The sequence below is a fragment of the Shinella sumterensis genome (assembly GCF_004514425.2).
GTDB lineage: Bacteria > Pseudomonadota > Alphaproteobacteria > Rhizobiales > Rhizobiaceae > Shinella > Shinella sumterensis.
In genome coordinates this window covers 165,268-190,951 of record NZ_MYFN02000004.1, presented here as the reverse complement: position 1 = coordinate 190,951, position 25,684 = coordinate 165,268, and the positions used below count along the sequence as shown (strand labels likewise).

At 63.4% G+C, this 25,684-nt stretch carries 27 protein-coding genes; 18 read left to right on the top strand and 9 right to left on the bottom strand.

The genetic code is table 11. The annotated features are described in order from the left end of the window. Positions 1–79: 79 nt before the first annotated feature. From B5M41_RS09890 to B5M41_RS09875, 4 genes are all read left to right on the top strand, one after another. Positions 80–1,303 (top strand): acyl-CoA dehydrogenase, encoded by a 1,224-nt coding sequence (locus tag B5M41_RS09890; protein WP_134647469.1) that lies wholly within the window; start codon positions 80–82, stop codon positions 1,301–1,303. Between the two features lie 134 nt (positions 1,304–1,437). Beyond that, the gene (locus tag B5M41_RS09885; RefSeq protein ID WP_134647472.1) at positions 1,438–1,794 is read left to right on the top strand and encodes a hypothetical protein; all 357 of its coding nucleotides are present in this window, start codon (positions 1,438–1,440) and stop codon (positions 1,792–1,794) included. A 121-nt stretch (positions 1,795–1,915) separates the two neighbouring features. Further along, positions 1,916–2,344, top strand: a complete 429-nt coding sequence (locus B5M41_RS09880) for a PilZ domain-containing protein (RefSeq protein ID WP_230640038.1) — start codon at positions 1,916–1,918, stop codon at positions 2,342–2,344. Positions 2,345–2,427: 83 nt separating this feature from the next. Further along, the gene (locus tag B5M41_RS09875; protein WP_134647474.1) at positions 2,428–3,549 is read left to right on the top strand and encodes a pyridoxal phosphate-dependent aminotransferase; all 1,122 of its coding nucleotides are present in this window, start codon (positions 2,428–2,430) and stop codon (positions 3,547–3,549) included. A gap of 105 nt (positions 3,550–3,654) precedes the next feature. Here B5M41_RS09875 and B5M41_RS09870 read toward each other — a convergent pair whose 3' ends face one another. Then, positions 3,655–3,924: an SEL1-like repeat protein gene (locus B5M41_RS09870; protein ID WP_134647476.1), complete on the bottom strand. Its 270-nt coding sequence runs from the start codon at positions 3,922–3,924 to the stop codon at positions 3,655–3,657. A gap of 465 nt (positions 3,925–4,389) precedes the next feature. Between B5M41_RS09870 and B5M41_RS09865 the strand changes: the two genes are divergently transcribed. After that, positions 4,390–4,728, top strand: a complete 339-nt coding sequence (locus B5M41_RS09865; RefSeq protein WP_134647478.1) for a DUF2147 domain-containing protein — start codon at positions 4,390–4,392, stop codon at positions 4,726–4,728. 43 nt (positions 4,729–4,771) lie between these two features. Here the strand turns inward: B5M41_RS09865 and B5M41_RS09860 are convergent, their stop codons facing one another. Then, positions 4,772–5,473: a glutathione binding-like protein gene (locus B5M41_RS09860; RefSeq protein WP_134647480.1), complete on the bottom strand. Its 702-nt coding sequence runs from the start codon at positions 5,471–5,473 to the stop codon at positions 4,772–4,774. Between the two features lie 179 nt (positions 5,474–5,652). On the opposite strand from B5M41_RS09860, the gene B5M41_RS09855 reads away from it, so the two are divergent. From B5M41_RS09855 to B5M41_RS09820, 8 genes are all read left to right on the top strand, one after another. After that, positions 5,653–5,817 carry a hypothetical protein gene (locus B5M41_RS09855; protein ID WP_167718835.1) on the top strand — a complete coding sequence of 55 codons (165 nt, stop codon included), beginning with the start codon at positions 5,653–5,655 and terminating at the stop codon, positions 5,815–5,817. Positions 5,818–5,840: 23 nt separating this feature from the next. After that, positions 5,841–6,014 carry a hypothetical protein gene (locus tag B5M41_RS09850; protein WP_167718877.1) on the top strand — a complete coding sequence of 58 codons (174 nt, stop codon included), beginning with the start codon at positions 5,841–5,843 and terminating at the stop codon, positions 6,012–6,014. Between the two features lie 78 nt (positions 6,015–6,092). Then, positions 6,093–6,413 carry a YnfA family protein gene (locus B5M41_RS09845; protein WP_134647482.1) on the top strand — a complete coding sequence of 107 codons (321 nt, stop codon included), beginning with the start codon at positions 6,093–6,095 and terminating at the stop codon, positions 6,411–6,413. Between the two features lie 72 nt (positions 6,414–6,485). Next, positions 6,486–7,988, top strand: coding sequence for an AMP nucleosidase (locus tag B5M41_RS09840; protein ID WP_134647484.1), 1,503 nt, complete (start codon positions 6,486–6,488; stop codon positions 7,986–7,988). Positions 7,989–8,134: 146 nt separating this feature from the next. After that, entirely contained in the window at positions 8,135–8,542 is a 408-nt protein-coding gene (locus B5M41_RS09835) for a GtrA family protein (protein WP_134647486.1), read from the top strand. Continuing rightward, entirely contained in the window at positions 8,539–9,549 is a 1,011-nt protein-coding gene (locus tag B5M41_RS09830; RefSeq protein WP_134647488.1) for a glycosyltransferase family 2 protein, read from the top strand. The genes B5M41_RS09835 and B5M41_RS09830 overlap by 4 nt, the downstream gene beginning before the upstream one ends. After that, positions 9,550–11,052 (top strand): glycosyltransferase family 39 protein, encoded by a 1,503-nt coding sequence (locus tag B5M41_RS09825; RefSeq protein WP_134647490.1) that lies wholly within the window; start codon positions 9,550–9,552, stop codon positions 11,050–11,052. Positions 11,053–11,070: 18 nt separating this feature from the next. Further along, positions 11,071–11,814, top strand: coding sequence for a ChbG/HpnK family deacetylase (locus B5M41_RS09820; RefSeq protein ID WP_134647492.1), 744 nt, complete (start codon positions 11,071–11,073; stop codon positions 11,812–11,814). A 2-nt stretch (positions 11,815–11,816) separates the two neighbouring features. On the opposite strand, the gene B5M41_RS09815 is transcribed toward B5M41_RS09820, so the two are convergent. Then, a complete protein-coding gene (locus B5M41_RS09815) occupies positions 11,817–13,190 on the bottom strand; it encodes an aspartate aminotransferase family protein (protein ID WP_134647494.1) in 1,374 nt (457 codons plus the stop codon). Positions 13,191–13,338: 148 nt separating this feature from the next. On the opposite strand from B5M41_RS09815, the gene B5M41_RS09810 reads away from it, so the two are divergent. Beyond that, positions 13,339–14,709, top strand: a complete 1,371-nt coding sequence (locus tag B5M41_RS09810; RefSeq protein WP_134647496.1) for a glutamine synthetase family protein — start codon at positions 13,339–13,341, stop codon at positions 14,707–14,709. 64 nt (positions 14,710–14,773) lie between these two features. Here the strand turns inward: B5M41_RS09810 and B5M41_RS09805 are convergent, their stop codons facing one another. Then, a complete protein-coding gene (locus tag B5M41_RS09805; RefSeq protein ID WP_134647498.1) occupies positions 14,774–15,712 on the bottom strand; it encodes a diacylglycerol/lipid kinase family protein in 939 nt (312 codons plus the stop codon). 320 nt (positions 15,713–16,032) lie between these two features. On the opposite strand from B5M41_RS09805, the gene B5M41_RS09800 reads away from it, so the two are divergent. After that, on the top strand, positions 16,033–17,295 hold the full coding sequence (locus B5M41_RS09800; RefSeq protein ID WP_134647500.1) for an MFS transporter: 1,263 nt from the start codon (positions 16,033–16,035) through the stop codon (positions 17,293–17,295). A gap of 25 nt (positions 17,296–17,320) precedes the next feature. Here B5M41_RS09800 and B5M41_RS09795 read toward each other — a convergent pair whose 3' ends face one another. Beyond that, on the bottom strand, positions 17,321–17,725 hold the full coding sequence (locus tag B5M41_RS09795) for a winged helix-turn-helix transcriptional regulator (protein ID WP_134647501.1): 405 nt from the start codon (positions 17,723–17,725) through the stop codon (positions 17,321–17,323). A 101-nt stretch (positions 17,726–17,826) separates the two neighbouring features. Here B5M41_RS09795 and B5M41_RS09790 point away from each other — a divergent pair, with 101 nt between their 5' ends. Beyond that, the gene (locus B5M41_RS09790; RefSeq protein ID WP_134647503.1) at positions 17,827–18,840 is read left to right on the top strand and encodes a zinc-binding alcohol dehydrogenase family protein; all 1,014 of its coding nucleotides are present in this window, start codon (positions 17,827–17,829) and stop codon (positions 18,838–18,840) included. Positions 18,841–18,988: 148 nt separating this feature from the next. Further along, positions 18,989–19,384 carry a DoxX family protein gene (locus tag B5M41_RS09785; protein ID WP_134647506.1) on the top strand — a complete coding sequence of 132 codons (396 nt, stop codon included), beginning with the start codon at positions 18,989–18,991 and terminating at the stop codon, positions 19,382–19,384. Positions 19,385–19,444: 60 nt separating this feature from the next. Here the strand turns inward: B5M41_RS09785 and B5M41_RS09780 are convergent, their stop codons facing one another. The 4 genes from B5M41_RS09780 to B5M41_RS09765 all read right to left on the bottom strand — a co-directional run bounded on the left by B5M41_RS09780 (position 19,445) and on the right by B5M41_RS09765 (position 24,302). Next, complete coding sequence (locus B5M41_RS09780) at positions 19,445–20,332, bottom strand: ABC transporter permease (RefSeq protein ID WP_134647508.1); 888 nt, start codon at positions 20,330–20,332, stop codon at positions 19,445–19,447. A gap of 158 nt (positions 20,333–20,490) precedes the next feature. Beyond that, the gene (locus tag B5M41_RS09775; RefSeq protein ID WP_134647510.1) at positions 20,491–21,489 is read right to left on the bottom strand and encodes an ABC transporter substrate-binding protein; all 999 of its coding nucleotides are present in this window, start codon (positions 21,487–21,489) and stop codon (positions 20,491–20,493) included. Between the two features lie 356 nt (positions 21,490–21,845). Continuing rightward, positions 21,846–22,475: a L,D-transpeptidase gene (locus B5M41_RS09770; RefSeq protein ID WP_134647512.1), complete on the bottom strand. Its 630-nt coding sequence runs from the start codon at positions 22,473–22,475 to the stop codon at positions 21,846–21,848. A gap of 162 nt (positions 22,476–22,637) precedes the next feature. Next, positions 22,638–24,302 (bottom strand): electron transfer flavoprotein-ubiquinone oxidoreductase, encoded by a 1,665-nt coding sequence (locus B5M41_RS09765; protein WP_134647514.1) that lies wholly within the window; start codon positions 24,300–24,302, stop codon positions 22,638–22,640. A gap of 452 nt (positions 24,303–24,754) precedes the next feature. Between B5M41_RS09765 and B5M41_RS09760 the strand changes: the two genes are divergently transcribed. Further along, the gene (locus tag B5M41_RS09760; RefSeq protein ID WP_134647516.1) at positions 24,755–25,543 is read left to right on the top strand and encodes an SDR family oxidoreductase; all 789 of its coding nucleotides are present in this window, start codon (positions 24,755–24,757) and stop codon (positions 25,541–25,543) included. The last annotated feature ends 141 nt before the right edge of the window (positions 25,544–25,684 follow it).

Genomic DNA, 25,684 nt, shown 5'->3' with positions numbered 1-25,684 from the left:
ATTTCGTTCCCGGCCTTTCGAACCCGGCCAAGCTGATGTAGCACTTCTGCCACGACAGATCCGCGACAGGAGGAACCCCATGAGCGAGCACCACAGCGCCACCCCCGAGCAGGCGCGCGCCAAGATGGCGCCCTTCGACTGGGCCGATCCCTTCCTGCTCGAGGACCAGCTGACGGACGAGGAGCGCATGATCCGCGACACCGCGCGCGCCTACTGCCAGGACAAGCTCGCCAGCCGCGTGACCGAAGCCAACCGCCACGAAATCTTCCATCGCGAGATCATGAGCGAGATGGGCGAACTCGGCCTCCTCGGCCCGACCATTCCGGAAGAATATGGCGGCGTCGGCGCCAACTACGTGTCCTACGGCCTCGTCGCCCGCGAGGTGGAACGCGTCGATTCCGGCTACCGCTCGGCCATGTCGGTGCAGTCCTCTCTCGTCATGCACCCGATCTTCGCCTACGGCACCGAAGAGACCCGCAAGAAGTACCTGCCGAAGCTTGCTTCCGGCGAATGGGTCGGCTGTTTCGGCCTGACGGAGCCGGACCACGGTTCGGACCCCTCCTCCATGATCACCCGCGCGAAGAAGGTCGACGGCGGCTACCTGATCTCGGGCGCGAAGAACTGGATCACCAATTCGCCGATCGCCGATGTCGCCGTCGTCTGGGCCAAGTCCGACGCGCATGACAACAAGATCAAGGGCTTCGTGCTGGAACGCGGCATGAAGGGCTTCGAGACGCCGAAGATCGAGGGCAAGTTCTCGCTGCGCGCCTCCGTCACCGGCATGATCATGATGCAGGACGTCTTCGTTCCCGATGAAAACCTGCTGCCGGAAGTGGCGGGCCTCGCCGGTCCCTTCGGCTGCCTCAACCGCGCCCGCTACGGCATCGCCTGGGGCGCGATGGGAGCTGCCGAATTCTGCTGGCACGCCGCGCGCCAGTACACGCTCGACCGCAAGCAGTTCGGCAAGCCGCTCGCCGCCACGCAGCTCATCCAGAAGAAGCTCGCCGACATGGAAACCGAAATCGCGCTCGGCCTGCAGGGCGCGCTGCGGCTTGGCCGCCTGTTCGACGAACACCGCGCGCCTGCCGAGCTCATCTCGCTGATGAAGCGCAACAATTGCGGCAAGGCGCTCGATATCGCGCGCGTTTCCCGCGACATGCACGGCGGCAACGGCGTTTCGGACGAGTATGGCGTCATCCGCCACGTGATGAACCTGGAAGCCGTCAACACCTATGAGGGCACGCACGACATTCACGCGCTGATCCTCGGCCGCGCGCAGACCGGCCTCCAGGCCTTCCAGTAAGCCGACCTGACATTTCGCAAACTGGCATTTCGCAAATTCTGCGGCCGCTCGTTAGAATACGGGCGGCCGCTTTTACGCTTTCTCCATCCCGTTTCGGTACAATCCCAGTCCGGCAACAGAAGCGGGAGGGCTTCATGCCTCTCGAACATCTCCACGAACAGGCCCATCCACGGCAGCCCAAGCGCAGTTTCGTCCAGTACAGGCTGGACAGGCCCGGCTTCATCACACCGATCGGCCACCACCTCAGCACGGCGCTGCGCTATACCTGCCTGATCCGCAGCATTTCCAGCGCGGGTGCGGTGCTCTCCATCAACCGGACGCTGACGCTGCCTGAAAACTTCTATCTGGAAATCCAGGGCATCCGTGACGGCATTCCCTGCACCGAGTTCAAGCGCGGCGGCGACGAGATGGTGGTGCGCTTCAACATGTTCCTCGATGCGGATTTCCTCAAGGTGGTGCTGGGGCGACCGGCCGACCTCCAGGACGCCTGATCGGCCGCACGGAAAAATGCGTCGATTAAACTTTTAAAAATTTGCTTCAGCGAAACAAAATACTCCGCTGCGACACTGCCCATCTGTGTCGGACATGATCGTCCTCCTCGGGAGTATCGCAATGAGCATTGGCGCCGATCCGCGTTCCGCCGCGGGCCTTTATGAACGCAAGTGGGAGCGTTACTCCGTCAACCGGCAGGGCATGCTGATGACCGTGGGCTTCGATCTGGGCGCGCCGAAAATGCGCAGCTGCCAGTTGATCGACATCTCGCAGGGCGGCGCGAGCTTCAGCGTCACCACGACGATCGGCCTGCCGCTGCACTATTATCTCTCCGTCGTGGGTGTCGCTTCGCGTATCGGCTGCGCGGAGGTCTATCGCACCGACAAGCGCATCGGCGTGCAGTTCATCAAGGAAATCGACGAGGAACTGCTGCACACCATCGTGCGCGCCGACTACTTCACCGGTGGCGGCGCGGCAAAGCCGAAAGTGCCGGAGCGGCGCTACATGGTGGGCGTCGAAAAAGCCGGCGTGGGATCGCGCATCACCTGACCGTTTCGCGACCGGGGATTATTGGCTAGGGTGCCTGCAAAACCGATTCCGGCACTATGTCCCTTCCCGATCCAGGCGTTTTCATGTCCGCATTCTCCCGCTTCACTGCCATTGCCCAGACACTGCCCTCCACCGTTCCCTTCGTCGGCCCCGAAACCATAGAACGCACCCGCGGCCTTGCGGTGCGCGCCCGCATCGGCGCCAATGAAAGCGGCTTCGGCCCGGCCCCCTCCGTCATCGAGGCGATGCGCGCGGCGGCGGCGACGACGTGGATGTACAGCGATCCGGAGAATTTCGAGCTGCGCGAGGCGCTTGCCCTTCATCACGGCATATCGCGCGACAACATCGCCATCGGCAGTGGCATCGACGGCCTGCTCGGCGACATCGCACGGCTGATCGTGGAGCCGGGCACGCCGGTCGTGACCTCGCTCGGGGGCTATCCAACGTTCAACTATCATGTAAACGGCTACGGCGGCCGGCTCGTCACGGTGCCCTATGCGGGCGACCGGGAGCACCTCGACGGCCTGCTGGACGCGGTGCGGCGGGAAAACGCCCCGCTCGTCTACCTCGCCAATCCCGACAACCCGATGGGCAGCTGGTGGGATGCCGACAGCGTCGTCGCCTTCGCGCAGGCTTTGCCGGAAACGACGCTGCTTGTGCTGGACGAGGCCTATGGCGAGACGGCGCCGGCCGGAACCATTCCGTCCATTGCCGCGCTGATCGGCCAGCCGAACATTCTGCGCATGCGCACCTTCTCGAAAGCCTACGGACTGGCGGGCGCGCGCGTCGGCTATGCCATCGGCACGCTCGGCAATGCGCAGGCCTTCGACAAGATCCGCCACCATTTCGGCATGGCACGGGTGTCGATCGCGGCAGCGCTCGCCGCCCTCGAGGACCAGACGTATCTGAAGGATGTGATCGGCCGCATCGCGGCGTCGCGCGCACGCATCACCGCCATTGCAGAGGAGAACGGTCTTGCGCCGCTGCCGTCGGCGACGAATTTCGTCACCATCGACTGCGGTCGCGACGGCGTGCATGCCAAGGCCATCGTCGACGGCCTGATGGAGCATGGCGTGTTCATCCGCATGCCCGGTATCGCGCCCCTCAACCGATGCATCCGCATCAGCACGGGACCGGATAGCGACATGGCCCTGCTGGAGGAAGCCCTGCCGCTGGTTCTGAAGGCAGTAGGCAGTAGGCAGTAGGCAGTAGGCAGTAGGCAGTAGGATTTTACGACGGCGGCTTGGTTTTCAAGTTTCTTCTTCGCCGCAATCGCCTAATGCCTACTGCCTAAGACCTAATGCCTTCACTCAATGCAGCGTCATCCACTCGCGGGCGGCGCGCAGCGCGAGCGCGAGGTCGGTCTTCGTCATTGTCGCGGCAAGATCGGCACGCAGTTCGGCGGCGCGGTCGCAGCCCTTGATCGCGGCGATGTTGAGCCATTTGTGCGCCTGGACGACATCGATATCGCAACCGCGACCCGTCGCATACATCAGGCCCATGTCGCAGAAGGTTTCGGCGCGGTTGTCACCGCCAGTCATGGCGGCCGTTTCGGTGTTCTGAAAATCAAAGCGTGCCATTTCGATAGTCCCTGTCTGACTGGTTTTCTGTTCTTTTGTCCTGTTTTACCTGCCCTTTCGGGCCTCTCGTGGCGCCTGCCGTCTGCGCGGCCTTGGTCTTCCCCGAGAGTTTTGCCGGCCGGTTATCCCGTGCTCGTCTTATGGCTCCACTATGCCGCGGGGCCTTCAAAATGCGCTTAAAAGGCATGCTTAATTTGAGACGAACAAAATCCAAACGCTTGGTAAAATTGGATTTTCGTTAAACATCGGACCCTCTGAAATCCGGCGGATTTGCTTCAAAATTTACCGATTGTTCAAACGACGATTTCAACGCTTCGCTAACCACAGCGAACGGCGGCAAATTTCCGGACCACGATTTTACGGTCGCTCCGCCCCTTTTCCACCGCGCGGGATTCGCGTTTCACGCATATTTACCTTTACGTTTGCGTAAGATATTCTGCGCGCTCATTCTGGAGGAGGAAGAGAATGAAACTGAGGACCTTGCTCATTGCAGCCCTTGTCGCCATGCCCGTCGTCGCCAATGCCGCCGAGCCGATCGAAGGCAACTGGAAGACGGCAAGCGGCGCGACCGCGGCGATCGCCAAATGCGGCGGCGGCTTCTGCATTACCTTGAAGACGGGAAAACATGCCGGCAAGCGCATCGGCCAGATGAAGGGCGCCGGCACCGACTACAGCGGCTCGATCACCGACCCGGAAACGGACAAGACCTATAGCGGCTCCGGCACGGTCAGTGGCAGCTCGCTGCGCATGAAGGGCTGCGTGCTGGCGGTTCTGTGCAAGTCACAGACCTGGACACGGCTCTAAAAAATCGAAAAGCCGGCGCCAAGCGCCGGCTTTGCCGTCTCGATTATCGCGCGCGCTGGCCGAACAGGATCTTCTGGGCTTCCTTGTCCTCGGCAAGGTTGGCCTGGCGGGCCCGCTCTTCCTGACCGACCGCGATGCCGCGCTCGACGGCCGGCCGCGCCATCACCGTCTCGAACCACCGCTTGAGATGCGGAAAGTCGTTCAGATCCTGCCCCTGCTTTTCGTAGGAGCGCACCCAGCCGACGCATGCCATATCGGCGATGGAATAATCGCCGGCCAGATAGTCGCGATCGGCAAGCCGCCGGTTCATCACGCCGTAGAGACGGTTCACCTCGTTGGTATAGCGGTCGATGCCGTAGGCGATCTTCTCAGGTGCGTAATCGCGGAAATGATGCGCCTGTCCCGCCATCGGTCCAAGCCCGCCCATCTGCCAGAACAGCCACTGGTCGACGTCGACGCGTTTGCGCTCGTCCGCCGGATAGAACTGCCCGTATTTGCGGCCGAGATATTGCAGGATCGCGCCGGACTCGAAGATCGAAATCGGCGCGCCGCCGGGTCCGTCCGGATCGATGATCGCCGGCATGCGGTTGTTGGGCGCGATCTTCAGGAAATCAGGCGCGAACTGCTCGCCCTTGCCGATATTGATATAGCTGACGTCATAGGGAACACCCAGCTCCTCCAGCATGATCGTGACTTTGTAGCCATTCGGCGTGGGCCAGTAATAGACTTCGATCGGCGCGGTCATTTCGGTCTCTCCTTGGTGTCGTTCCGGACGTAGAGGGCCAGACGTAGAGGGTGCCCGGGGCTCCTTCAAGGCGCATTCACACCTTTTCTGAACGGGAGATGAACCGGCCTCTCAGGGAGCGTTCAGTCCCGGAATGCGACAAAGGCACCACAGCAACATTCTGCTTCAGGGACAAGACAATGGACATTCTCGCTCGCCGCCTCACGATCATCACGCTTCTGATGGCGATTTTCGCGATCATGCTCGCTGCCGCCGTCGAGACGGACTACCGCCGCAACGCCCACAATTCCAACGGCAAGCTCGTCGCGTGCTCCGCACCGCAGATGTGCCGCGCCTCTATCTGATAGCAAACCGAAAGACGAACCCGATGACCGCCCTCACCCACACCGCCGCGACGCTTCTGCGCATCTTCGCCCTCTCGGCGATGATGATCGCGCCGGTCGGCGGTCTCGCCTGGAGCAATGCCGGCGGGCTCGGGATCGAGAAGCAGGGCGCCGGCCTCGTTCTCTTCGTCACGCTCCAGCGCCAGTCGATGAGCTGACGCCATTCTTTCCAGGCGGCTTTCCAGCCGGCTGATCCGTGGTAAACGGGGAGACTGCCAAGTCTCACCGGAGCCCGGATGAAATCCCTTCTTCTGTTTTCCGCCGCCGCACTTGCCGAAATCGCCGGCTGCTTTGCCTTCTGGGCCTGGTGGCGGCTGGACAAGTCCATTCTCTGGCTCGTTCCCGGCATGATTTCCCTCGCCCTGTTCGGCTGGCTGCTGACGCAGGTCGACAGCGCGTTTGCGGGCCGGGCCTATGCGGCCTATGGCGGCGTCTATATAGCGGCCTCGCTGCTCTGGCTGTGGCTTGCCGAAGGCATGCGGCCGGATCGCTTCGACCTTGCCGGCGCGACACTGGCGCTCGTGGGCGCCGGCGTCATTCTCGCGGCCCCGCGATAGGGCTTGCGATAAGGCTTGCGGGCGCGCCGAAGTTGTCGTTTGCTTGTCAAAAGACAACACCTATAGTGATTCATGAGCAAACGAATCTTCTCGCCCAAGCCGCTTTCCTACGCCACACCCGCGCCCTATGAGGCCAAGTCCTTCGACGATCCGGTGGCTGCCGTGGATGCACTCGAAGCGCTCTACGACCGCAATACGAGCTTCCTGACAGACGCCTTTGCCTCGCTGGCCAACATCGGCACGCCGCAGACGCGCTTTCGCGCCTGCTATCCGCAGGTCAGCATCGAGACCACCAGCTTCGGCCATGTGGATTCGCGCCTCTCCTATGGCTACGTCGCCTCGCCCGGCGTCTACACGACCACCATCACCCGCCCGAAGCTCTTCCGTCACTATCTGATCGAACAGCTCGGGCTTCTGATGCGCAATCACGGCGTGCGGGTCATCGTCTCGGAATCGACGACGCCGATCCCGCTGCATTTCGCGTTCGGAGAAGGCGCGCATGTGGAGGCGAACGTGGCCGAGGGCATCGAGCTGCCGCTGCGCGATCTCTTCGACGCGCCCGACCTTTCCAACACCGACGACGAGATCGCCAACGGCGCCTATGAGCCCGGCCCCGGCGAGCCCTCGCCGCTCGCGCCCTTCACCGCGCAGCGCATCGACTATTCGCTTGCGCGCCTCAGCCATTACACGGCGACCAGCGCCACGCATTTCCAGAACTTCGTGCTGTTCACGAACTACCAGTTCTATATCGACGAATTCTGCGAATGGGCGCGCCAGCAGATGGCCGAAGGCGGCAACGGCTATACGGCCTTCGTCGAGCCCGGCAACATTATCACCTACGCGGGCTCCGACAGGCCGGACCCGGACATCACGCCCGGCCGCCTGCCGCAGATGCCGGCCTATCATATCAAGAAGAAGGGCCATGGCGGCATCACCATGGTCAATATCGGCGTCGGCCCCTCCAATGCCAAGACGATCACCGACCATATCGCGGTGCTGCGCCCGCATGCCTGGCTGATGCTCGGCCATTGCGCGGGCCTGCGCAACAGCCAGACGCTGGGCGACTATGTGCTGGCGCATGCCTATGTGCGCGAGGACCACGTGCTGGACGACGATCTGCCCGTCTGGGTGCCGATCCCGGCGCTGGCGGAAATCCAGGTCGCGCTGGAAGGCGCCGTGGAGGAGGTCACGGGCCTCGAGGGCTACGACCTCAAGCGCATCATGCGCACCGGCACCGTGGCGACGATCGACAACCGGAACTGGGAACTGCGCGATCAGCGCGGGCCGGTCAAACGCCTCTCCCAGTCCCGCGCCATCGCGCTCGACATGGAATCGGCGACCATCGCCGCCAACGGCTTCCGTTTCCGCGTGCCTTACGGCACGCTTCTGTGCGTCTCCGACAAACCGCTGCACGGAGAGCTGAAACTGCCAGGCATGGCCACGGCCTTCTATCGCACCCAGGTCAACCAGCATCTGCGCATCGGTATCCGCGCGCTGGAAAAACTCGCCGGCATGCCGACGGAAAAGCTGCATTCCCGCAAACTGAGAAGCTTTTTCGAGACGGCGTTTCAGTAAAAAACGACAGTGGACAGACCGATCCTTAAGGTCTACTGAGCCGGTAACTTGAGTGCGTCGGGATATTCTCGTCCCGGCGCGCTTTGCCATCCGCAGCGCGCGCCAAACGCCTTTCGGCGGGCTCTCGCACAGCCGATTTACCGCCCATGCCCGACTTTCACAAAACCTTCTCCACCGTCAGGAATTTTCTGGTTTTCAGTGGCGGCTCGGTCGTCGGCGCAATTATCGACTATGTGGTGACGCTCGGCGCGCATGGTCTTCTGGACATGCCGCCCTCCCTTGCGCTCAGCCTCTCCATGGTGATCAGCGCCTCCGTCGTCTTCCTCTATCACGACAGGATCACCTTCCGCACATCCGGGGCGGGCTGGCTGAAGCGCTACGTCAAGTTCATGATGCTCGCGGCGATCGTCCTGGCGCTACGTGTCGTGATCCTTGAACTGCTCATCGCCGCGGCGCTTCCCGTCTTCATCGCCGTGGCAGTGGCCATCGTGGTCGTTTCCGTCGCCAACTTCGCAGCCTCGTCGATGCTGGTCTTCATGAAAGGACGCCAATGACCTCCGGCCAAAGCCTGTCCATCGTCGTTCCTGTTTTCAACGAGGCGGAGAACCTCTCCTATCTCGTCAGCCGCCTGAACATGGTTTGCGAACGCATTCGCCATGAGTTCGGGATCGACACGATCCACTATGTCTTCATCGATGACGGCAGTTCCGATGGGAGCTTCGATGCGCTCGGTGCGCTCGATTATGCCGGGCAAGGCGTAACGCTCCTGCAATTCTCACGCAATTTCGGCAAGGAAGCCGCCCTCTCCGCCGGCATCGATTCAGCGACCGATGCGGACGCGATCATCATGATGGATGCCGATCTTCAGCATCCGCCCGAACTTCTCGTCGATCTCGTGCGCGTCTGGAAAACCGAGGGCGTCGATAGCGTCTTCACCTACAAGGAGCATCGCCGGGCTTCGGAAGGCGTCCTCAAGGCCACGCTCTCGCACATCTTCTATTGGGTCATGAACCGGGGCGCGCGCTTCTCGATCACCGAGAACGCCGGCGACTTCCGGCTCATCAGCCGGCGCTATGCCAACGCGCTGCGCCTGCTGCCGGAAAGCCAGCGCTTCATGAAGGGGCTTTACGGATGGGTCGGCTTTGCCCAGCGCGGCCTGCCGCTCACGCCACCGCCGCGCGAGCGCGGCACCACGAGCTTCAATGGTGCGCGGCTCATGGCGATGTCGTTCGACGCCATGACGAGCTTTACCACAGCACCCCTGCGCCTGATGGCGCTGGCCGGGCTCGTCATTGCCTGCGTCAGCGCGGTCTATGGCGTCTATATCGTCGTGGAGCGGCTGTTCTTCACCGCCAACAGCATCGGCATCGCCTCCGTTCTGGCGCTGATGGCCTTCTTCGGCGGCATGCAGATGATCTTCCTCGGGCTGCTCGGCGAATATATCGGCAAGACCGTCCTCGAAGCGAAGCGGCGGCCCCCCTACATCCTGGCCGAGAAGCGCGTGATATCACCGCCGGCCACGGACGCGGCGGCGTCCGCACAGACAGAAATCTCATCCTGAATGTTCAAGACCTTCTCCTCCAGGCCGGCCCTCTTCGTCGTGATTCACTGCTTCGTCTGGTGGATCATGATCCTCGTCGCCAAGCCCAATCTCGATCGCTATGGCGACATGGCCGAAGTCTATGCCTGGTCGCAGCACTGGCTGGCGGGATCGAGCAAGCATCCGCAATTCCTGCCGTGGATGGCCAAGATCTGGTTTCTGGTGGCGCCCAAGACCGTGGCCTCGATCTATCTGCTGTCGGCCGTCAATCTCGCCGTGGCCATGCTGGGTATCCTCGCGCTCGGCCGTGCGCTGCGTCTGGGAGACCTCCAGGTGCTTGTCGCGCTGGCTCTGGGAGCGCTGGCGTTCCCGTACCTGACGCTCGCCGACAAGCTCAACATGAACGCGATATGCCTTTCGATCTGGCCCTGGACGGCCTGGGCGTTCGTGAAGGCGACATCGGAACGAAGCGAAAGGCGCATGCTTCATGCGGCGCTGTTTGGCCTGCTGGCCGGGCTTTCCATGCTCAGCAAGTACTATTCCATCGTTCTCATCCTGCCGCTTTTTGCCTTTACGTTCCTTTCGAACCAGCGCCGGATCTGGCGTACAGCGACCCCGTGGGTGGCTATTGCCGTCTATCTTGCCGTGACCACGCCGCACATTCTCTGGCTGATGGCCCATCAGGATGCCATCACCTATGCCCGCGAACAGGCGGGAGACGACCCGGTCGGCAAGCATCTCTACTACATCGCGAAATTCATCACGGCCCCTCTCTTCTACTGGCCCATTCCGTTCATTCTGGCCGGGCTTTTCCTCGTCAAGGGCTCTTTCCTCAGCCGTTGCGCGCAGCTGGCGCGATTGCCGCGGGATAATGCCCTTCTCGGTGTGCTGGCGCTCGGGCCATGGCTGCTGACGCTTTTCTTCGCGGTCGTCGGCCTTGTCGAACTGTCGACGCCCTGGGCGATCCCGATCGGTTTCGCCTTCATGCTCTATGGCATCGCCAATGCCGACCCGCAGCTTCTGCAGAAAAACGGGCCGAAGGTCATCGCAGCCTTTCGCTTCATCTGGCCGATCATGCTCGTTGGCAGCGTCATCGCGGCAACGATGGACGCCTACAGCGACAACGTGAACTACTACCGGCCGGAACAGGAACAGGCGGTGGCGGCCGTCGACCATTGGAACACGCGCCACGACATGCCGCTTTCCTGGGTCTCAAGCGGCAATCTCGCTGCGATGATCGCATTCTTCTCGCCGACGCCGATAGAAGCACTGCCGACGCCGCCCGATGCGCTGCCATCCTACTATCCGGAGCGCGCGAACTGGAGGAACGAGGCCGGCATCATCGCCTGCCCCGGTGAGGTGGAGGGCTCCGACGCGTCGGACTGCATACGGGAAGCCAAGGCCTGGGCGTCGCTTCACGGACTGCAATCGGAAGAGGTCACGTTCACGATCGCACGCTCGGGCATTCGCTTTCCCCGCAAGCTGCCATTTCAGATGCCGGTGGTGTATGTCTGGCCGAGATGACGGCCAGGGCAGGTGCGCATGCTGATTGCAGACGACTTCGGCCTCGGCCGGGACCATGACAGAGTGATCCTCGACCTTCTCGAACGAGGAAAGATCGACGGCACATCCGTGATGGTCGACGGCGACATCGATCCGCTGGATATCGAGCGGCTGCGCCAGCTGCGGGAGCGCGGCGCGGCCATCGGGCTGCATCTCAACCTCACGCACGACTTTTCAGGCCGTCATTTTCACCGGCCAGTCGGCGATCTGCTGCGGCTCTGCCTCACCGGCCGGTTGCCGCAACAGGCGCAAGGCGCCTTTCACAGACAAGCGGAGACGTTCCACGCCACCTTCGGCTTTCTGCCTGACTATTATGACGGCCATCAGCACTGCCATTGTTTTCCCGGTCTCGACCGGATTGCGGCAACGCTGCCCCGGGAAGATCGCGTGTGGATGCGTGTGCCGCTGCCCCGGACGTGGGCCGGCCGCATGCTCAACATGCGCGCAGGCGGGCCAAAGACCGTCCTGGTCATGATCCTCGCACATCTCGCGGCAAGGACGTTCCGCAGGGCGGGCTGGGAGACGAACAGCGATTTTTCCGGCTTCCTGCCGCTCGACAGGCCGGACGCCGTCGCGCGATGGTTGCCCAGGCTCCTGAGCGCACGCGCCGCCGACACATTGATGATGGTGCATCCGGGAAGCGCCGATGACCGGAGCCAATGCCCCGGCCATGCGCCGCAAAGCCGTGTCGTGGAAGCGGAAATCCTTTCGCTTCAGGCCTGACCTCAGCCCTTCATCACCGTCCAGGCGTGCTCCAGGCCCTTGCGGGTGATGTCGATCATCTGGTCGACTTCCGCATGGGTGATGACGAGCGGCGGGGAGAAGAGCATGCGGTCGCCGGTGGCGCGCAGCACCAGGCCGTTTTCCAGGCAATGGTTGCGCACGGTGACCCCGGCCTTTTCCTTGTCCTCGAAGCGCTTGCGCGTCGTCTTGTCCTCGGCGAGCTGGACGGCGGCCATCAGGCCGACCTGCTGGACTTCGCCGACGATCGGCAGGTCTTCCAGCGACTTCAGGCCGGCGGCGAGGTAGGGGCCGATATCGTCGTGCACGCGCTCGACCAGCTTCTCATCCTCGATGATGCGCAAGTTTTCCAGTGCCGCGGCGGCGCAGACCGGGTGGCCGGAATAGGTGAAGCCGTGGTTGAAGTCGCCGACCTCCTCGACCAGCACATTGCCGACGCGGTCGGAGACCATGACGCCGCCGATCGGCAGGTAGCCGGAGGACAGGCCCTTGGCGATGGGCGCCAGATCCGGCTCGACGCCGAAATGCTGGTGGCCGAACCAGTGGCCGGTGCGGCCGAAACCACAGATGACTTCGTCCGTGACGAGCAGGATGTTGCGCGCCTTGCAGATGCGGGCGATTTCCGGCCAGTAGGTGGCCGGCGGCACGATGACGCCGCCCGCGCCCTGGATCGGTTCGGCGACGAAGGCGGCAACATTGTCCTCGCCGAGCTCGTCGATCTTTTCTTCCAGCTGGCGGGCCATCTTCAGGCCGAATTCGTCGGAGGTGAGATCGCCGCCCTCACCGTACCAGAACGGCTGGTCGATATGGTGCACGCCGGCGATCGGCAGGTCGCCCTGCTCGTGCATCCACTTCATGCCGCCGAGCGAGGCGCCGGCGACGGTGGAGCCGTGATAGCCGTTCTTGCGGGCGATGATGGCCTTCTTGGTCGGCTTGCCCATCGCGCCCCAGTAGACGCGGGCCATGCGGAACCAGGTGTCGTTGGCCTCCGAACCCGAGCCGGTGAAGAAGACGCGATTGATGTTGGGGCCGGCATGCGAGGCGATCTTCTGCGCAAGCAGAACGGCCGGCGGCGTCGTGGTGCCGAAGAAGGTGTTGTAATAGGGCAGCTCGTTCATCTGCCGCACGACGGCATCGGCGATTTCCCTGCGGCCGTAACCGATGTTCACGCACCACAGGCCCGCGAAGCCGTCGAGATAGCGCTTGCCGTGGTTGTCGAAGATGTAGCAGCCCTCGCCGCGTTCGATGATGCGGGTGCCGGCCGCGTTCAGTTTCTTCATGTCCGAGAACGGATGAAGATGGTGGGCGGCATCGAGGGCACCGAGGTTCGAAACGGCTGCTGCACTGGTCTGCGACATTGAATACATCCTTGCAGGTGGAACCCGCCTTATTGAACGACGGGACAGAATGGGTTACGAAAATGCCCATGTAACAGGCATTTGGCAAGAGATGCTGCGCAAGCAAAATTTCCGGCCGGTGCTTCCCGCCCAACCAAAAGCAGGCACCATGACAAACGACAAGAAGGCTGCCGGTTCGCCGCCGGCCAACGCGCCCACCAATTCCCAGGCCCGTATCGAAATCCTTCTCGTCGGCATGAACGGCGACCTGCGCGGCAAGCAGATTCCGCCCGAAGCCGAGAAGAAGATCTGGGATGGTTCGGTTCGCCTGCCCTCCTCCACCCAGTCGCTCGACATCTGGGGCGATGACAACGACGACATCACCGGCCTGTCGCTGTCGGTCGGCGACCCCGATGGCGTGTGCATTCCCGACCGTCGCTCGCTGACGGCGATGCCCTGGGCGCCCGAGGGCTCGCGCCAGGTGCTGGCCACCATGCACGAATTCGACGGCACGGCCTCCTTCATGGACCCGCGCGCCATTCTTGCACGCATGGTGAAGCGCTTCGAGGACCGCGGCCTCACACCGGTCGTTGCGACCGAGCTCGAGTTCTACGTCGTCGAGGACGACTGGCGTGAGACCGGCAAGCCGCGCCCGCCGGCCGCCCTGATGTATCGCGACGAGCCGAACGGCTTCCAGCTCTACGACATGCGCGCCACCGATGCGCTGGACGGCTATATCCAGACGGTACGCGCCTGGGCGAAGGAGATGGACCTGCCGGCGGACGCGACCACGGCGGAGTTCGGCCCCGGCCAGTTCGAGATCAACCTGCTGCACCGGCCGGACGCGCTTGCCGCCGCCGACGACTGCATCTACCTCAAGCGCATCGCCGAACAGGCCGCACGCCGATTCGGGCTGAAATCGACCTGCATGGCGAAGCCCTATGCCGAGCATGCAGGCTCCGGCCTGCATGTGCATTGCAGCGTCATCGACAAGGACGGCAAGAACATTCTCGACGCCAAGGGCGGCGATCCGGCGAAGCTGAAGTCGATCTGCGCGGGCATGCTGCAGACGATGCGCGACGCGCAGCTCGTCTTCGCCCCGTTCGCAAACTCCTATCGCCGGTTCCAGCCGGGCTCGTTTGCGCCTGTCGACCTGACCTGGGGCTTCGGCCATCGCGGCACCGCGATCCGCATTCCCGACAAGGACGGCCCGGCGGCGCGTGTCGAACACCGCGTAGCGGGCGCCGACGTGAACCCCTACCTGCTGCTGACGGCGATCCTGGGCGGCATCCTGCTCGGGCTCGACAACGAACTCGATCCGGGGCCGGTGACGGAGCCCGGCAAGGACGCGCCGCCCGCCACGCGCCTGACGCACGATTTCCTGACCGCGGTGGAAGAGTTCTCGGCCTCACCCTTCATCAAGGACGCGTTCGGCGAAGCCTACCAGAAGCTTTACGGCGATACGAAGCGCAAGGAGGCCATCACCTATCTGCGCACGGTCTCGGATTTCGACTACCAGACCTATCTGCCGCGAATCTGAGCAGTTCGGCTTCGCCCGCGACCACCTTCGCCCCATATGCGGGGCGAAGGGTGCGAGCCTGTTTTCAGGCCGCCGCCGTCGCTGTCGTGGGCATGTTGCCCACCTGAACCTTCGGCACGATGACCTTGAGTTCGCCGGGATGCAGGCGGATCGAGACGTCGCGGTCCATCGGCAACAGCTCACCGTCGATGACGCAGTTGATCGACCGATCGACCCGCGGGAAATGCAACTCGACTTCGCGGCCGGTCATCTCGCGCACATCGGCATTCTCGCGCAGCTTGCCGCGCAGGATATCGAAGGCGAGCCGCGCCACGCCGGCGGGCTTCAACGGGCTGGTGGTGTAGAAGCCGAGATGACCGCCCGACAGGTCATCCGCATACAGCAGGCCGTTGTCGCCGAACCGGTTGTTGGAGACGTTGATGGCCGAGACCTTGCGGCTTTCCGCAACGCCATCGACCTCGAATTCCACCTCGAATTCCGGCGGATCGAGAATCACGCCCAGGGCGGCGCGCGTGTTGGCGACGATCTTTCCCATGCGCGACCGGTAGGTCATGGCATTGCGCAGGCGCACCATGCGGGCGTGGAGGCCTGCGGAAAACTGGTGCACGAAGGGCCGGTCGTCCGCCGTGCCGATGTCGGCGGCGGAGATATCGCCGTCCGCCAGCGCATCGATCGCCTGCCAGATATCGAGGGGAATCTTCAGAGAGCGGGCAAAGAGGTTCATCGTGCCGGCCGGGATGATGCCGAGCGGCATGCCGCTCTGCCAGGCAAGCCCGGCCGCCGCCGAAATGGTGCCGTCGCCGCCACCGGCCAGCATCGCGTCCAGATCGGTACGCTCCGCACAGCGGCGCAGCACCATCTCGATATCGGAGCTTTCGACGATGTCACAGTCGAGATGGTGCCCCGCCGCGGCGAAAACTTCTTCCGCATGGCGGGCATAGGCCTCCATGTCGGTGGTCCGAAACGTTCCGCCATCCCGATTGAAAATCGCCTGAACTCTCATTCGTCTACTCCGCATCCTGGCCGAGAACGCCTGAAGGCCCTCTTTGGCTGCATTAGATAGGAGAGAAAGCGGCGATTCACAGGCGGGCGGACACGGGAATGCAATAAATCGTGAAGTCGTCGCGAGCCGCTTGACCGGCGCGGGCCAAAAATCACAGTAGGCATCCGCACCCGTTTTGCTATATCTCAAGCAGCCGCCTGCGTCGTGAAGACGCTGCCGGCCGATATCTATTCCCATTGCGGCCAGTCCGGCCGAACCGCACCGCAAAGCAGCCAGGAGGAGTGGCCGCCCTTGTGAGGGTTCATGGCCGGGTGTGCCGCATGGCCACATCCTGCGGAGCCACCGTGTCCGAACATAAATTGCCCAATGCCGCCCTCTCCTCCGGGCAGCCGCCGCTTCCGGCCTTGACCGTCACCCTCATCATCCTGGCGCTGGCCGTCGGCAGCTTCGGCATCGGCACGGGCGAGTTCGCCATCATGGGCCTCCTGCCGGATGTCGCGGGTACGTTCGGCGTCAGCAACGCGACGGCGGGTCATGTCATCAGCGCCTATGCCTTCGGCGTCGTGGTCGGCGCGCCCGTCATCGCCGTCATCGGCGCGCGCTTTCGCCGCCGCGACCTGCTGCTGGTGCTGATGGGCGTCTTCGCCGCCGGCAATCTCGCAAGCGCGGCCGCGCCGAGCTTTCACAGCTTCATGCTGTTCCGGTTTCTCTCCGGCCTGCCGCACGGCGCCTATTTCGGCGTGGCCGCGCTGGTCGCGGCCTCCATGGTGCCGGTCAACAAGCGCACGCAGGCTGTCGGCAAGGTCATGCTGGGCCTGACCGTCTCCACCCTGATCGGCACGCCGCTTGCCGCCTTCTTCGGGCAGATCCTCAACTGGCAGTTCATGTTCGTCGCCGTCGGCGTGACCGGGCTTCTGACGGTGGGCCTGATCGCCGCCTTCCTGCCGCGCGACAAGGCTCCGAAAGGCGTCAATGCGCTGACGGAACTCGGCGCGCTGCAGCGCAAGCAGGTCTGGCTGACGCTCGGTATCGCAGCGACCGGCTTCTGCGGCATGTTTGCGGTCTTCACCTACATCTCGCCGATCGTGACGGACGTGGCCCGGCTCAATGTCGGCATGGTGCCGGTCTATATGGCGATCTTCGGCGCGGGCATGATCGTCGGCAACCTCTTCGGCGCCAAGCTTGCCGATCTCTCGCTGATGCGCACGATCGGCTGGTCGCTGGTCCTGTATTTCGGCGTTCTCGTCGCCCTGTCGCTGACGGCACACAATCCCGTGCTGCTCGGGCTGTGCTGCTTCCTCATCGGGTGCAGCTTCGTGGTCGGCCCCGCCTTGCAGACGCGCCTGATGGACGTGGCCGGCGACGCGCAGACGCTGGCCGCCGCCCTCAATCACTCCGCCTTCAACATCGCCAATGCGCTGGGCGCCCTGTTCGGCGGCATGGCGATCAACGCCGGCTACGGCTATGAATCGATGGGCTTCGTGGGGGCTGCGACGGCGGTGGTCGGCTTCGGCGTCTTCCTCGTCTCGCTTGCGCTTGAAAAGGCGGAGCGGACCGCATCCCCGGCCTACCCGGCAGAGTGAAAGCCTCCGGTCGATCGCCAAACCTTCAGGCGGCGCCCCTTCCGGGGGACGCCGTTTCCGTTTCATCGGCAAGGCGGATGACGTTGCGGCCGTTGTGGCAGACGACATTGCGCGCGCCCCATGCCGCAAGCGCCATGATGACCGGCTTGAGGCTGCAGCCGACGGTCGTCAGCGCGTAATCGACCCGCGGCGGCACGACGGGGAAAACGGTGCGCGACACGATGCCCGCCTCCTCCAGCTCGCGCAGCTGCTTGGTCAGCATGCGCTGCGTGACGCTCGGAAGCTTGCGGCGCAGTTCGTTGAAGCGCAGCTTGCCGTCCAACAGGTGAAAAAGGATCACGCCTTTCCATTTTCCATCCAGGAAGGACAGGGTCGATTCGACCGGGCAACCGGGGAAGCTGCTGGTGAGCTTGGCGCGTGGACGCGACATCGACGGTATCCTTTTCGATACTATGGACACTATTTGTGCATTCTTGCGTGAAGCGACGTTACCCTTCATCTAGGTTCCATTCAACGCGAAAGGAACCCACGATGCGCGCGATCGCCTACCAGACCCCACAGCCCATCACCGTCAAAACCGCTCTTGTCGATATCGAGCTGCCGACACCCGCGCCGCTGGGCCGCGACCTGCTGGTCGAGATCAAGGCCGTTTCGGTGAACCCTGTCGATACAAAGCTTCGCGGCAAGGCGCCGCCGCCGGAGGGCGAATGGCGCGTGCTGGGCTTCGACGCCGCCGGCATCGTCAAGGCCGTCGGGCCTGACGTGACGCTGTTCAAGCCCGGCGACGCCGTCTTCTATGCGGGCTCCATCGACCGGCCCGGCACGAATGCCGAATTCCACCTCGTCGATGAGCGCATCGTCGGCCGCAAGCCCGCTTCGCTCGACTTCGCCGCCGCCGCCGCATTGCCGCTGACCGCCATCACGGCCTGGGAAATGCTGTTCGACCGGCTGAAGGTGCGCGACGGCGTGCCGGGTGCCGCGAATGCCATCCTCATCGTCGGCGGGGCCGGCGGCGTCGGCTCCATTGCCGTACAGCTCGCCCGCAGCCTCACGGATCTCACTGTCATCGCCACGGCATCGCGGCCCGAGACGGCGGCATGGGTAAAGGAGCTCGGCGCCCACCACGTCGTCGATCACAGCAAGCCGCTGGCGGCGGAGGTGGCCGCGCTCGGCATCGGCGCCCCGGCCTTCGTGTTCTCCACCACCAACACCACGGAGCACCTGCCCGCCATCGTCGAAGCCATCGCGCCGCAAGGCCGCTTCGGACTGATCGACGACCCGGCCACGCTCGATGTCATGCCCTTCAAGCGCAAGGCGGTGTCGACCCACTGGGAGCTGATGTTCACCCGTCCGCTTTTCCACACACCCGACATGATCGAGCAGCACAATCTGCTGAACGCGGTGTCGCAGCTGGTCGATGAGGGCACGATCCGCACGACGCTCGCCGAGACGCTCGGCACGATCAACGCGGAGAACCTGCGCAAGGCGCATGCCCTGATCGAAAGCGGCCGGACCCGCGGCAAGCTGGTGCTGGAGGGCTTCTGACCTCCCTCTGAAATTTATGAGGGTTGTCTTGCCCGCAGCACAACCCGCGTCGAATCTCTGCTAGACAGGATCGTGCCGCTCCGGTTGCCGAAAGGCGCGCGGAGCGGGCGAACCGGCCCGTCGCGGCCATGTCATGGGAGAGACATGAATGACTGCCCTCGTCGAAAGCATTACCGGCAGCCGGGCCTTCGGCTTGCTTGCCCGCCTCGTCCTTACATCCATGTTCTGGTTGTCCGGCATCGCCAAGCTGGCCGACTTCAGTGGCGGCGTGGCGGAAATGGCGCATTTCGGCCTCGAGCCGCCCGCCCTCTTCAACATCGCCACCGCCCTAGTGCAGCTCGTCGGTTCGGCCCTGATCATCGCCAACCGCTGGACCTGGCTGGGGGCCGGCATGCTCGCCGTCTTCACCGCGCTGACCATTCCGATCGCCCACAACTTCTGGACCATGGAAGAGCCGATGCGCACCGTCGAGTTTTATGTCGTGATGGAACACATCACCGTCATCGGCGCCCTGATGGTCGTCGCCTGGAAGACGGCCCGCTGAACGAAAAAGGGCGCCCGCGGCCTTCGCCGGGGCGCCCTCGTCTTGCGAACCGATCGCCGATCAGCCGTGCACGATCTCGCGATGCTTCTGCAGGCGCTTGCCGAAGGCCTGGCTGACGCGGTCGAAGATGATCGCGATGCCGACGATGGCCAGCCCGTTGAAGATGCCGAGCGTGAAGTACTGGTTGGAGATGGCCTTCAGCACCGGCTGGCCGAGGCCCTGCACGCCGATCATCGAGGCGATGACCACCATGGCGAGCGCCATCATGATCGTCTGGTTGATGCCGGCCATGATGGTGGGCAGCGCCAGCGGCATCTGCACGTTCTTCAGCTTCTGCCAGCCGGACGACCCGAACGCATCGGCTGCTTCCAGCACGTCCTTGTCCACCAGGCGGATGCCGAGATTGGTGAGGCGGATCATCGGCGGGATGGCATAGATCACCACGGCGATCAGGCCGGGCACCTTGCCGATGCCGAGCAGCATGACGACGGGAATGAGGTAGACGAAACTCGGCATCGTCTGCATCACGTCGAGGATCGGATTGATGACGTTCTGCACCCGGTCCGAGCGCGACATCAGAATGCCGATCGGAATGCCGATGACGATGGAGAGCACCGTACAGACGAAGATCATCGAGACCGTCTTCATCGTATCGTCCCACATGTCGAGATAGCCGATCACGAGAAGCGTGGCGACGGCGCCGACGACGATCTTCCAGTTGCGGCTGGCGAACCATGCGATGAGGGCGATGAGAATGAGGATGATCGGCCAGGGCGTGCGCGTCATGAAGCGCTCCGACCAGATCAGAAAATGCTGCAACGGCTCGAAAAGGGATTCGATGCTGTCACCATAGGCGCGCGTGAAACCGCGGAAGCCCTCGTCGATGGCCTTTTTCAGGTCACGGAGCGATCCTGCGTCCATCGTCGGAAATTTTGTCAACCATTCCATGTCAGTCCCCTTCCGCTCTACCGGTCTTGCGCCGGTTTGCGAGCCCAACCCTGATGCATGCCGAAGGAAAGTGCGCATCGATTTGCGCCATGGGCATGCACCGAAACGAAACGTGGAGCGGCGGCACGCACTGCGCGCCGCCGCATCGTGTCAGGCGATCAGAGTGCTGCCTTGATCTTCTCGGCGGCTTCCGGCGAGACCCATTCCTTCCACATCGCCTCGTTTTCCTCGAGGAAATGCTTGGCGCCGTCGTCGCCGCTCGCCTGGTTATCGGTCATCCAGGCCATCAGCTTGTTGACCGTGTCGTTGGTCCAGGCACGCTTGTTGAGGTAGCCCATGACGTCCTCGCCGGCGCGTTCGGAGAACTTCTTGGTGACGAGCGTCTGCACCTTGTCCTTCGGCCAGTCGTTCTTCTTCGGATCCGGGCAATCGGCAACCGTGTTGCAACGCTTCCACTCGGCTTCGTCATAGGGGACGCCGTGCTCGAGCTTCACCATTTCGTATTTGCCGAGCAGCGCGGTGGGCGCCCAGTAGTAACCGACCCAGCCTTCCTTGCGCTCGTAGGCCTTGGCAATGGAGCCGTCCAGGCCGGCTGCCGAGCCGGTGTCGACCAATGTGAAGTTCGCCGCCTCGCCACCATAGGCCTTGTAGAGCTGGCTGGTCACGACCGTGCCGCCCCAGCCCTGCGGGCCGTTGTGTACGGCGCCCTTGCTCTTGTCTTCCGGATCCGGGAACAGTTCCGGGTGCTTGAACACGTCGTCGATGGTCTTGATGTCGGGATGCGCGTCGGCGATGTATTTCGGGATCCACCAGCCCTGAACGGCACCGTCGGAAAGCGCGACGGCCGCACCGACCAGCTTGCCTTCCTCGATGCCGCGGTTGACGACGTCGGGCAGCAGGTCGACCCAGCCTTCCGGCGCGAGGTCGGGATCGCCCTTCTCGGTCATGGAGGTGATGGTCGGGACCGTGTCGCCGACGATGACCTCGGCGTTGCAGCCATAGCCTTCGCTCAGGATGAATTTGTCGAGCGCGGCGAGAACCTCGGCGCTCTGCCAGTTCATGCTGGCAATGGTCACGTTGCCGCATTCGGCGCGCGCCGCACCCGTCATGGCCATGAGACCGACGACGAGGCAGGTGGAAGCGAGAAGATGTTTCATGATGGTTCCCTTTTTATGGCGGTGTCGTTGTGCCCCATCGGACCCGCTGCACCGCCGCCGAGCCCGTTATCCTCCGCGGATCGTGTGCGGACAGGCCGTTGATGCAGCGCCAAATCCGCGATTACCGCACCCTCGACTTTTGCAGCTACTGCGTCGAATGCCGGTATGAATGCGTCTGCCACTAAACCCGATGCGTCATGTGGTATCAATTTATTAATACCACCGGAAGTGCACCCAGCCCCGCGGGGATGCCCGCAATCCTATGATAACGAACAGCTTTTTCAACCTTAAAAAGGAAAAGGCCGGCTTTCGCCGGCCTTTTGACCTTTTGCGACGATGCTGTGTGCGCCGGAAACTCAGGCCTCGCGGCGACCCTGGATAACGTGCACGCGCCCACCCGTTTTCACGCGCTCGTAGAGGTCGATCACATCGTGGTTGAGCATGCGCACGCAACCGCTCGACATGGCCTGGCCGATCGACCACGGCTGGTTGGTGCCGTGGATTCGGAACATCGTGTCGTTGCCGTTCTGGTAAAGATAGATGGCGCGGGCACCGAGCGGATTGTTCAGGCCGCCGGGAACGCCGCCGGCATATTTCAGGTTCTTCTGGGGATCACGGCGGATCATGTTCGGCGTCGGCGTCCAGCTCGGCCACTCCGCCTTGCGGCCGATATAGGCGCTGCCGGCCAGCGAATAACCCTGGCGGCCGACGCCGATGCCGTAGCGTATCGCCCTGCCGTCGCCGAGCACGTAGTAGAGCCGGCGCGCCGGCGTATCCACGACGACGGTGCCGGGGGCGTGCGTCGAGGCATAGGCGACTTCCTGGCGCCGCAGCTCCGGCTTGATCTTGTCGAGCGGCATCGCCTTCAACGGATGGCGTTCATCCAGACGATCGCCGTAATTGGCGCGGTCGCTGGTGCCGTTGGTGGCGCAGCCTGCGAGCAGCGCGGATGCACCGAGCAGGAATCCGCGGCGGGAAATCGACATGGTTAAAGCCCCCTGAATATATGATCCGTCGGGGCGAAAACTATGCAGTTATGGTTAATCGAGGGTTAATCGGCGCGCTGCGGTTGCAGGAACGATTAAGATCCACGGCAACAAAAAGGCCGCCTCGAAGGGCGGCCTTTTCGATACGCTGCGTATTTCGCATTACATATTGGGATAGACCGGTCCTTCGCCGCCTTGCGGCGGGACCCAGTTGATGTTCTGGTTCGGGTCCTTGATGTCGCAGGTCTTGCAGTGCACGCAGTTCTGCGCGTTGATCACGAACACGTCCTTGCCGTCCTTCTCCACCCATTCGTAGACACCGGCCGGACAGTAGCGCGTCGAGGGGCCGGCATAGACGTCGAGTTCGGATGTCTTCTGCAGCTCCAGGTTCTTGACCTGCAGGTGGACCGGCTGGTCTTCCTCGTGGTTGGTGTTCGACAGGAACACCGAGGAGAGGCGGTCGAAGGTCAGCACGCCGTCCGGCTTCGGATAATCGATCCGCTGGTGCTTGGCGGCCGGCTCCAGCGACTGCGCGTCGGTCTTGCCGTGCTTCAGCGTACCGAAGAAGGAGAAGCCGAGGAGCGTATTCGTCCACATGTCGAGACCACCGAGCGCCACGCCGATGGCCGTGCCGAACTTCGACCACAGCGGCTTGACGTTGCGCACCTTCCTGAGGTCCGAGCCGATGGCGCTGTCGCGCCAGCCCTGCTCGATCTCGATCGGCTCGTCATTGGCCCGGCCGGCGGCAATCGCATCCGCCAGCTTTTCGGCGGCCAGCATGCCCGAGAGCACCGCATTGTGGCTGCCCTTGATGCGGGGAACATTGACGAAGCCGGCCGAGCAGCCGATCAGCGCACCGCCCGGGAAGGACAGTTTCGGCACCGACTGGTAGCCGCCCTCGGTGATGGCGCGCGCGCCGTAGGACAGCCGCTTGCCGCCCTCGAAGGTGCCGCGGATCGCCGGATGCGTCTTGAAGCGCTGGAACTCCTCGAAGGGATAGAGATAGGGGTTCTTGTAGTTGAGGTGCACCACGAAGCCGACGGCGACCATGTTGTCTTCGAGGTGGTAGAGGAACGAACCACCGCCGGTCTTCATGCCGAGCGGCCAGCCGAAGGAGTGCTGCACGAGGCCGGGCCTGTGGTTCTCCGGCTTGACCTGCCAGAGCTCCTTGAGGCCGATGCCGAACTTCTGGGGCTCACGATCCTTCTGGAGGTCGAACTTCGCGATCAGCTGCTTGGCGAGCGACCCGCGCACGCCCTCGGAGATCAGCGTGTACTTGCCGAGCAGCGCCATGCCGCGGGTATAGTTCGGGCCGGGCTCGCCGTTGCGCTCGATGCCCATGTCGCCGGTGGCCACACCGATGACCGCGCCCTCGTCGTTGTAGAGGACTTCGGTGGCGGCAAAGCCCGGATAGATCTCGACGCCGAGCTCTTCCGCCTTCGTCGCCAGCCAGCGACAGACATTGCCGAGCGAGACGATGTAGTTGCCGTGGTTGTTCATCAAGGGCGGCATGAACGCGTTCGGCAGGCGCACCGAACCGGCCGGGCCGAGGAACAGGAAATGGTCGTCCTTGACTTCGGTCTTGAAGGGATGGTCGGCATCCTCGCGCCAGTCCGGCAGCAGGCGGTCGATGCCGATGGGATCGACAACGGCGCCCGACAGGATGTGCGCGCCGACCTCCGAGCCCTTTTCGAGCACGACGACGGTGAGATCAGGATTGACCTGCTTCAACCGGATCGCCGCCGAAAGGCCGGCAGGCCCCGCACCGACGATCACGACGTCGAATTCCATGCTTTCGCGTTCGGGGAGTTCCATTTCTTCGCTCAATTTTCTCTCCTCGCCGCAACCCTCGAAAGCCGCGGAAATACCCTCTGGTGAACCCTCTCATGACAAATACCAGAAATCTTGTCGAGCCGTTCTGCGACAGAGCGTCCGCGCATTTGCGCATGAGATGATGACACGGGACGAATTTTTATTGACTTTAACGTAAACGTCAACTGCTCTGACAGGTGCTGCGCCGCCCCGTACTTGATTCCGCTCCATGGCAGGGCTAGGCATGCGCGGCAAAGCCGTCCACACAAACCGTGCCATCTGCGAGACTACCCGAATGCCCGCACTGGACTTCAACGATTTCGGCGGCATGCTTTACCATATCGGAGGCGATGGCCCGGCTGTGGACCTGTCGTGCGTCAGCGCCGTTCACGCCTGCCTCCCGGTCGAAATGCATCGCGGCACAACGCCATCGCGCCAACGGGGCGCCCAACGCAAGGACTGACATCATGGATCTCGGCATCGCCGGCAAACGCGCCCTCGTTCTCGCCTCCTCCCGCGGCCTCGGCAAGGGCATCGCCGTCGCGCTCGCCCGCGAGGGTGCCCATGTTCTGCTCTGCGGCCGCAGCGCGGAAACCCTGAAGGCGAACTGCGAGGCCATCAACGCCGAGGGCCCGGGCCGCGCGGACTGGGTGCAGGCCGATCTTTCGGACGACGGCTTCGTCGATACGGTGGCGAGTGCCGTTGCCGAAAAGCTTGGCGGGGTCGATATCCTCGTCAACAATTCGGGCGGCCCGACGCCGGGTTCGACGGAAGACATGAGCGTCGAAAAGCTCACGACCTATTTCCAGTCCATGGTCCTGGGCATCATCACGCTGACGAACCGGCTCCTGCCCGGCATGAAGGCGCAGCGCTGGGGCCGTATCCTGACCGTCGCCTCCTCCGGCGTGATCGAGCCGATCCCGGGGCTTGCGCTCTCCAACACGCTGCGGGCGGCGCTGGCCGGCTGGTCAAAGACGCTTTCGGGCGAGGTCGCGCAATACGGCATCACCAGCAACCTGCTGCTGCCCGGCTCCATCATGACCGACCGCCTGACCAGCCTGGATGCCGCCGCCGCCGAGCGCAGCGGCAAGAGCGTGGAAGAGGTGCGCGCCGCCTCGGAGGCGGCCATCCCCGCCCGGCGCTACGGCACCGTGGCGGAATTCGCCGCCACCGCCGCCTTCCTGTGCAGCGCGCCGGCGAGTTATGTCACCGGAAGCCTCGTTCGCTGCGACGGCGGGGCCGCAAGCTCGCTCTGAGCCGCCGCCTCCCCTTGCCATCGCGCGCCGGCTGTGCCATCTGGCGCGCTCTCCAAAATCAGGGCGCGCCCGACGCGCCTCTTCGCACGGGGCCAACTGCCCTGGTTCAATCCATTTTTTTGCAATGACAGGGGCACGGCA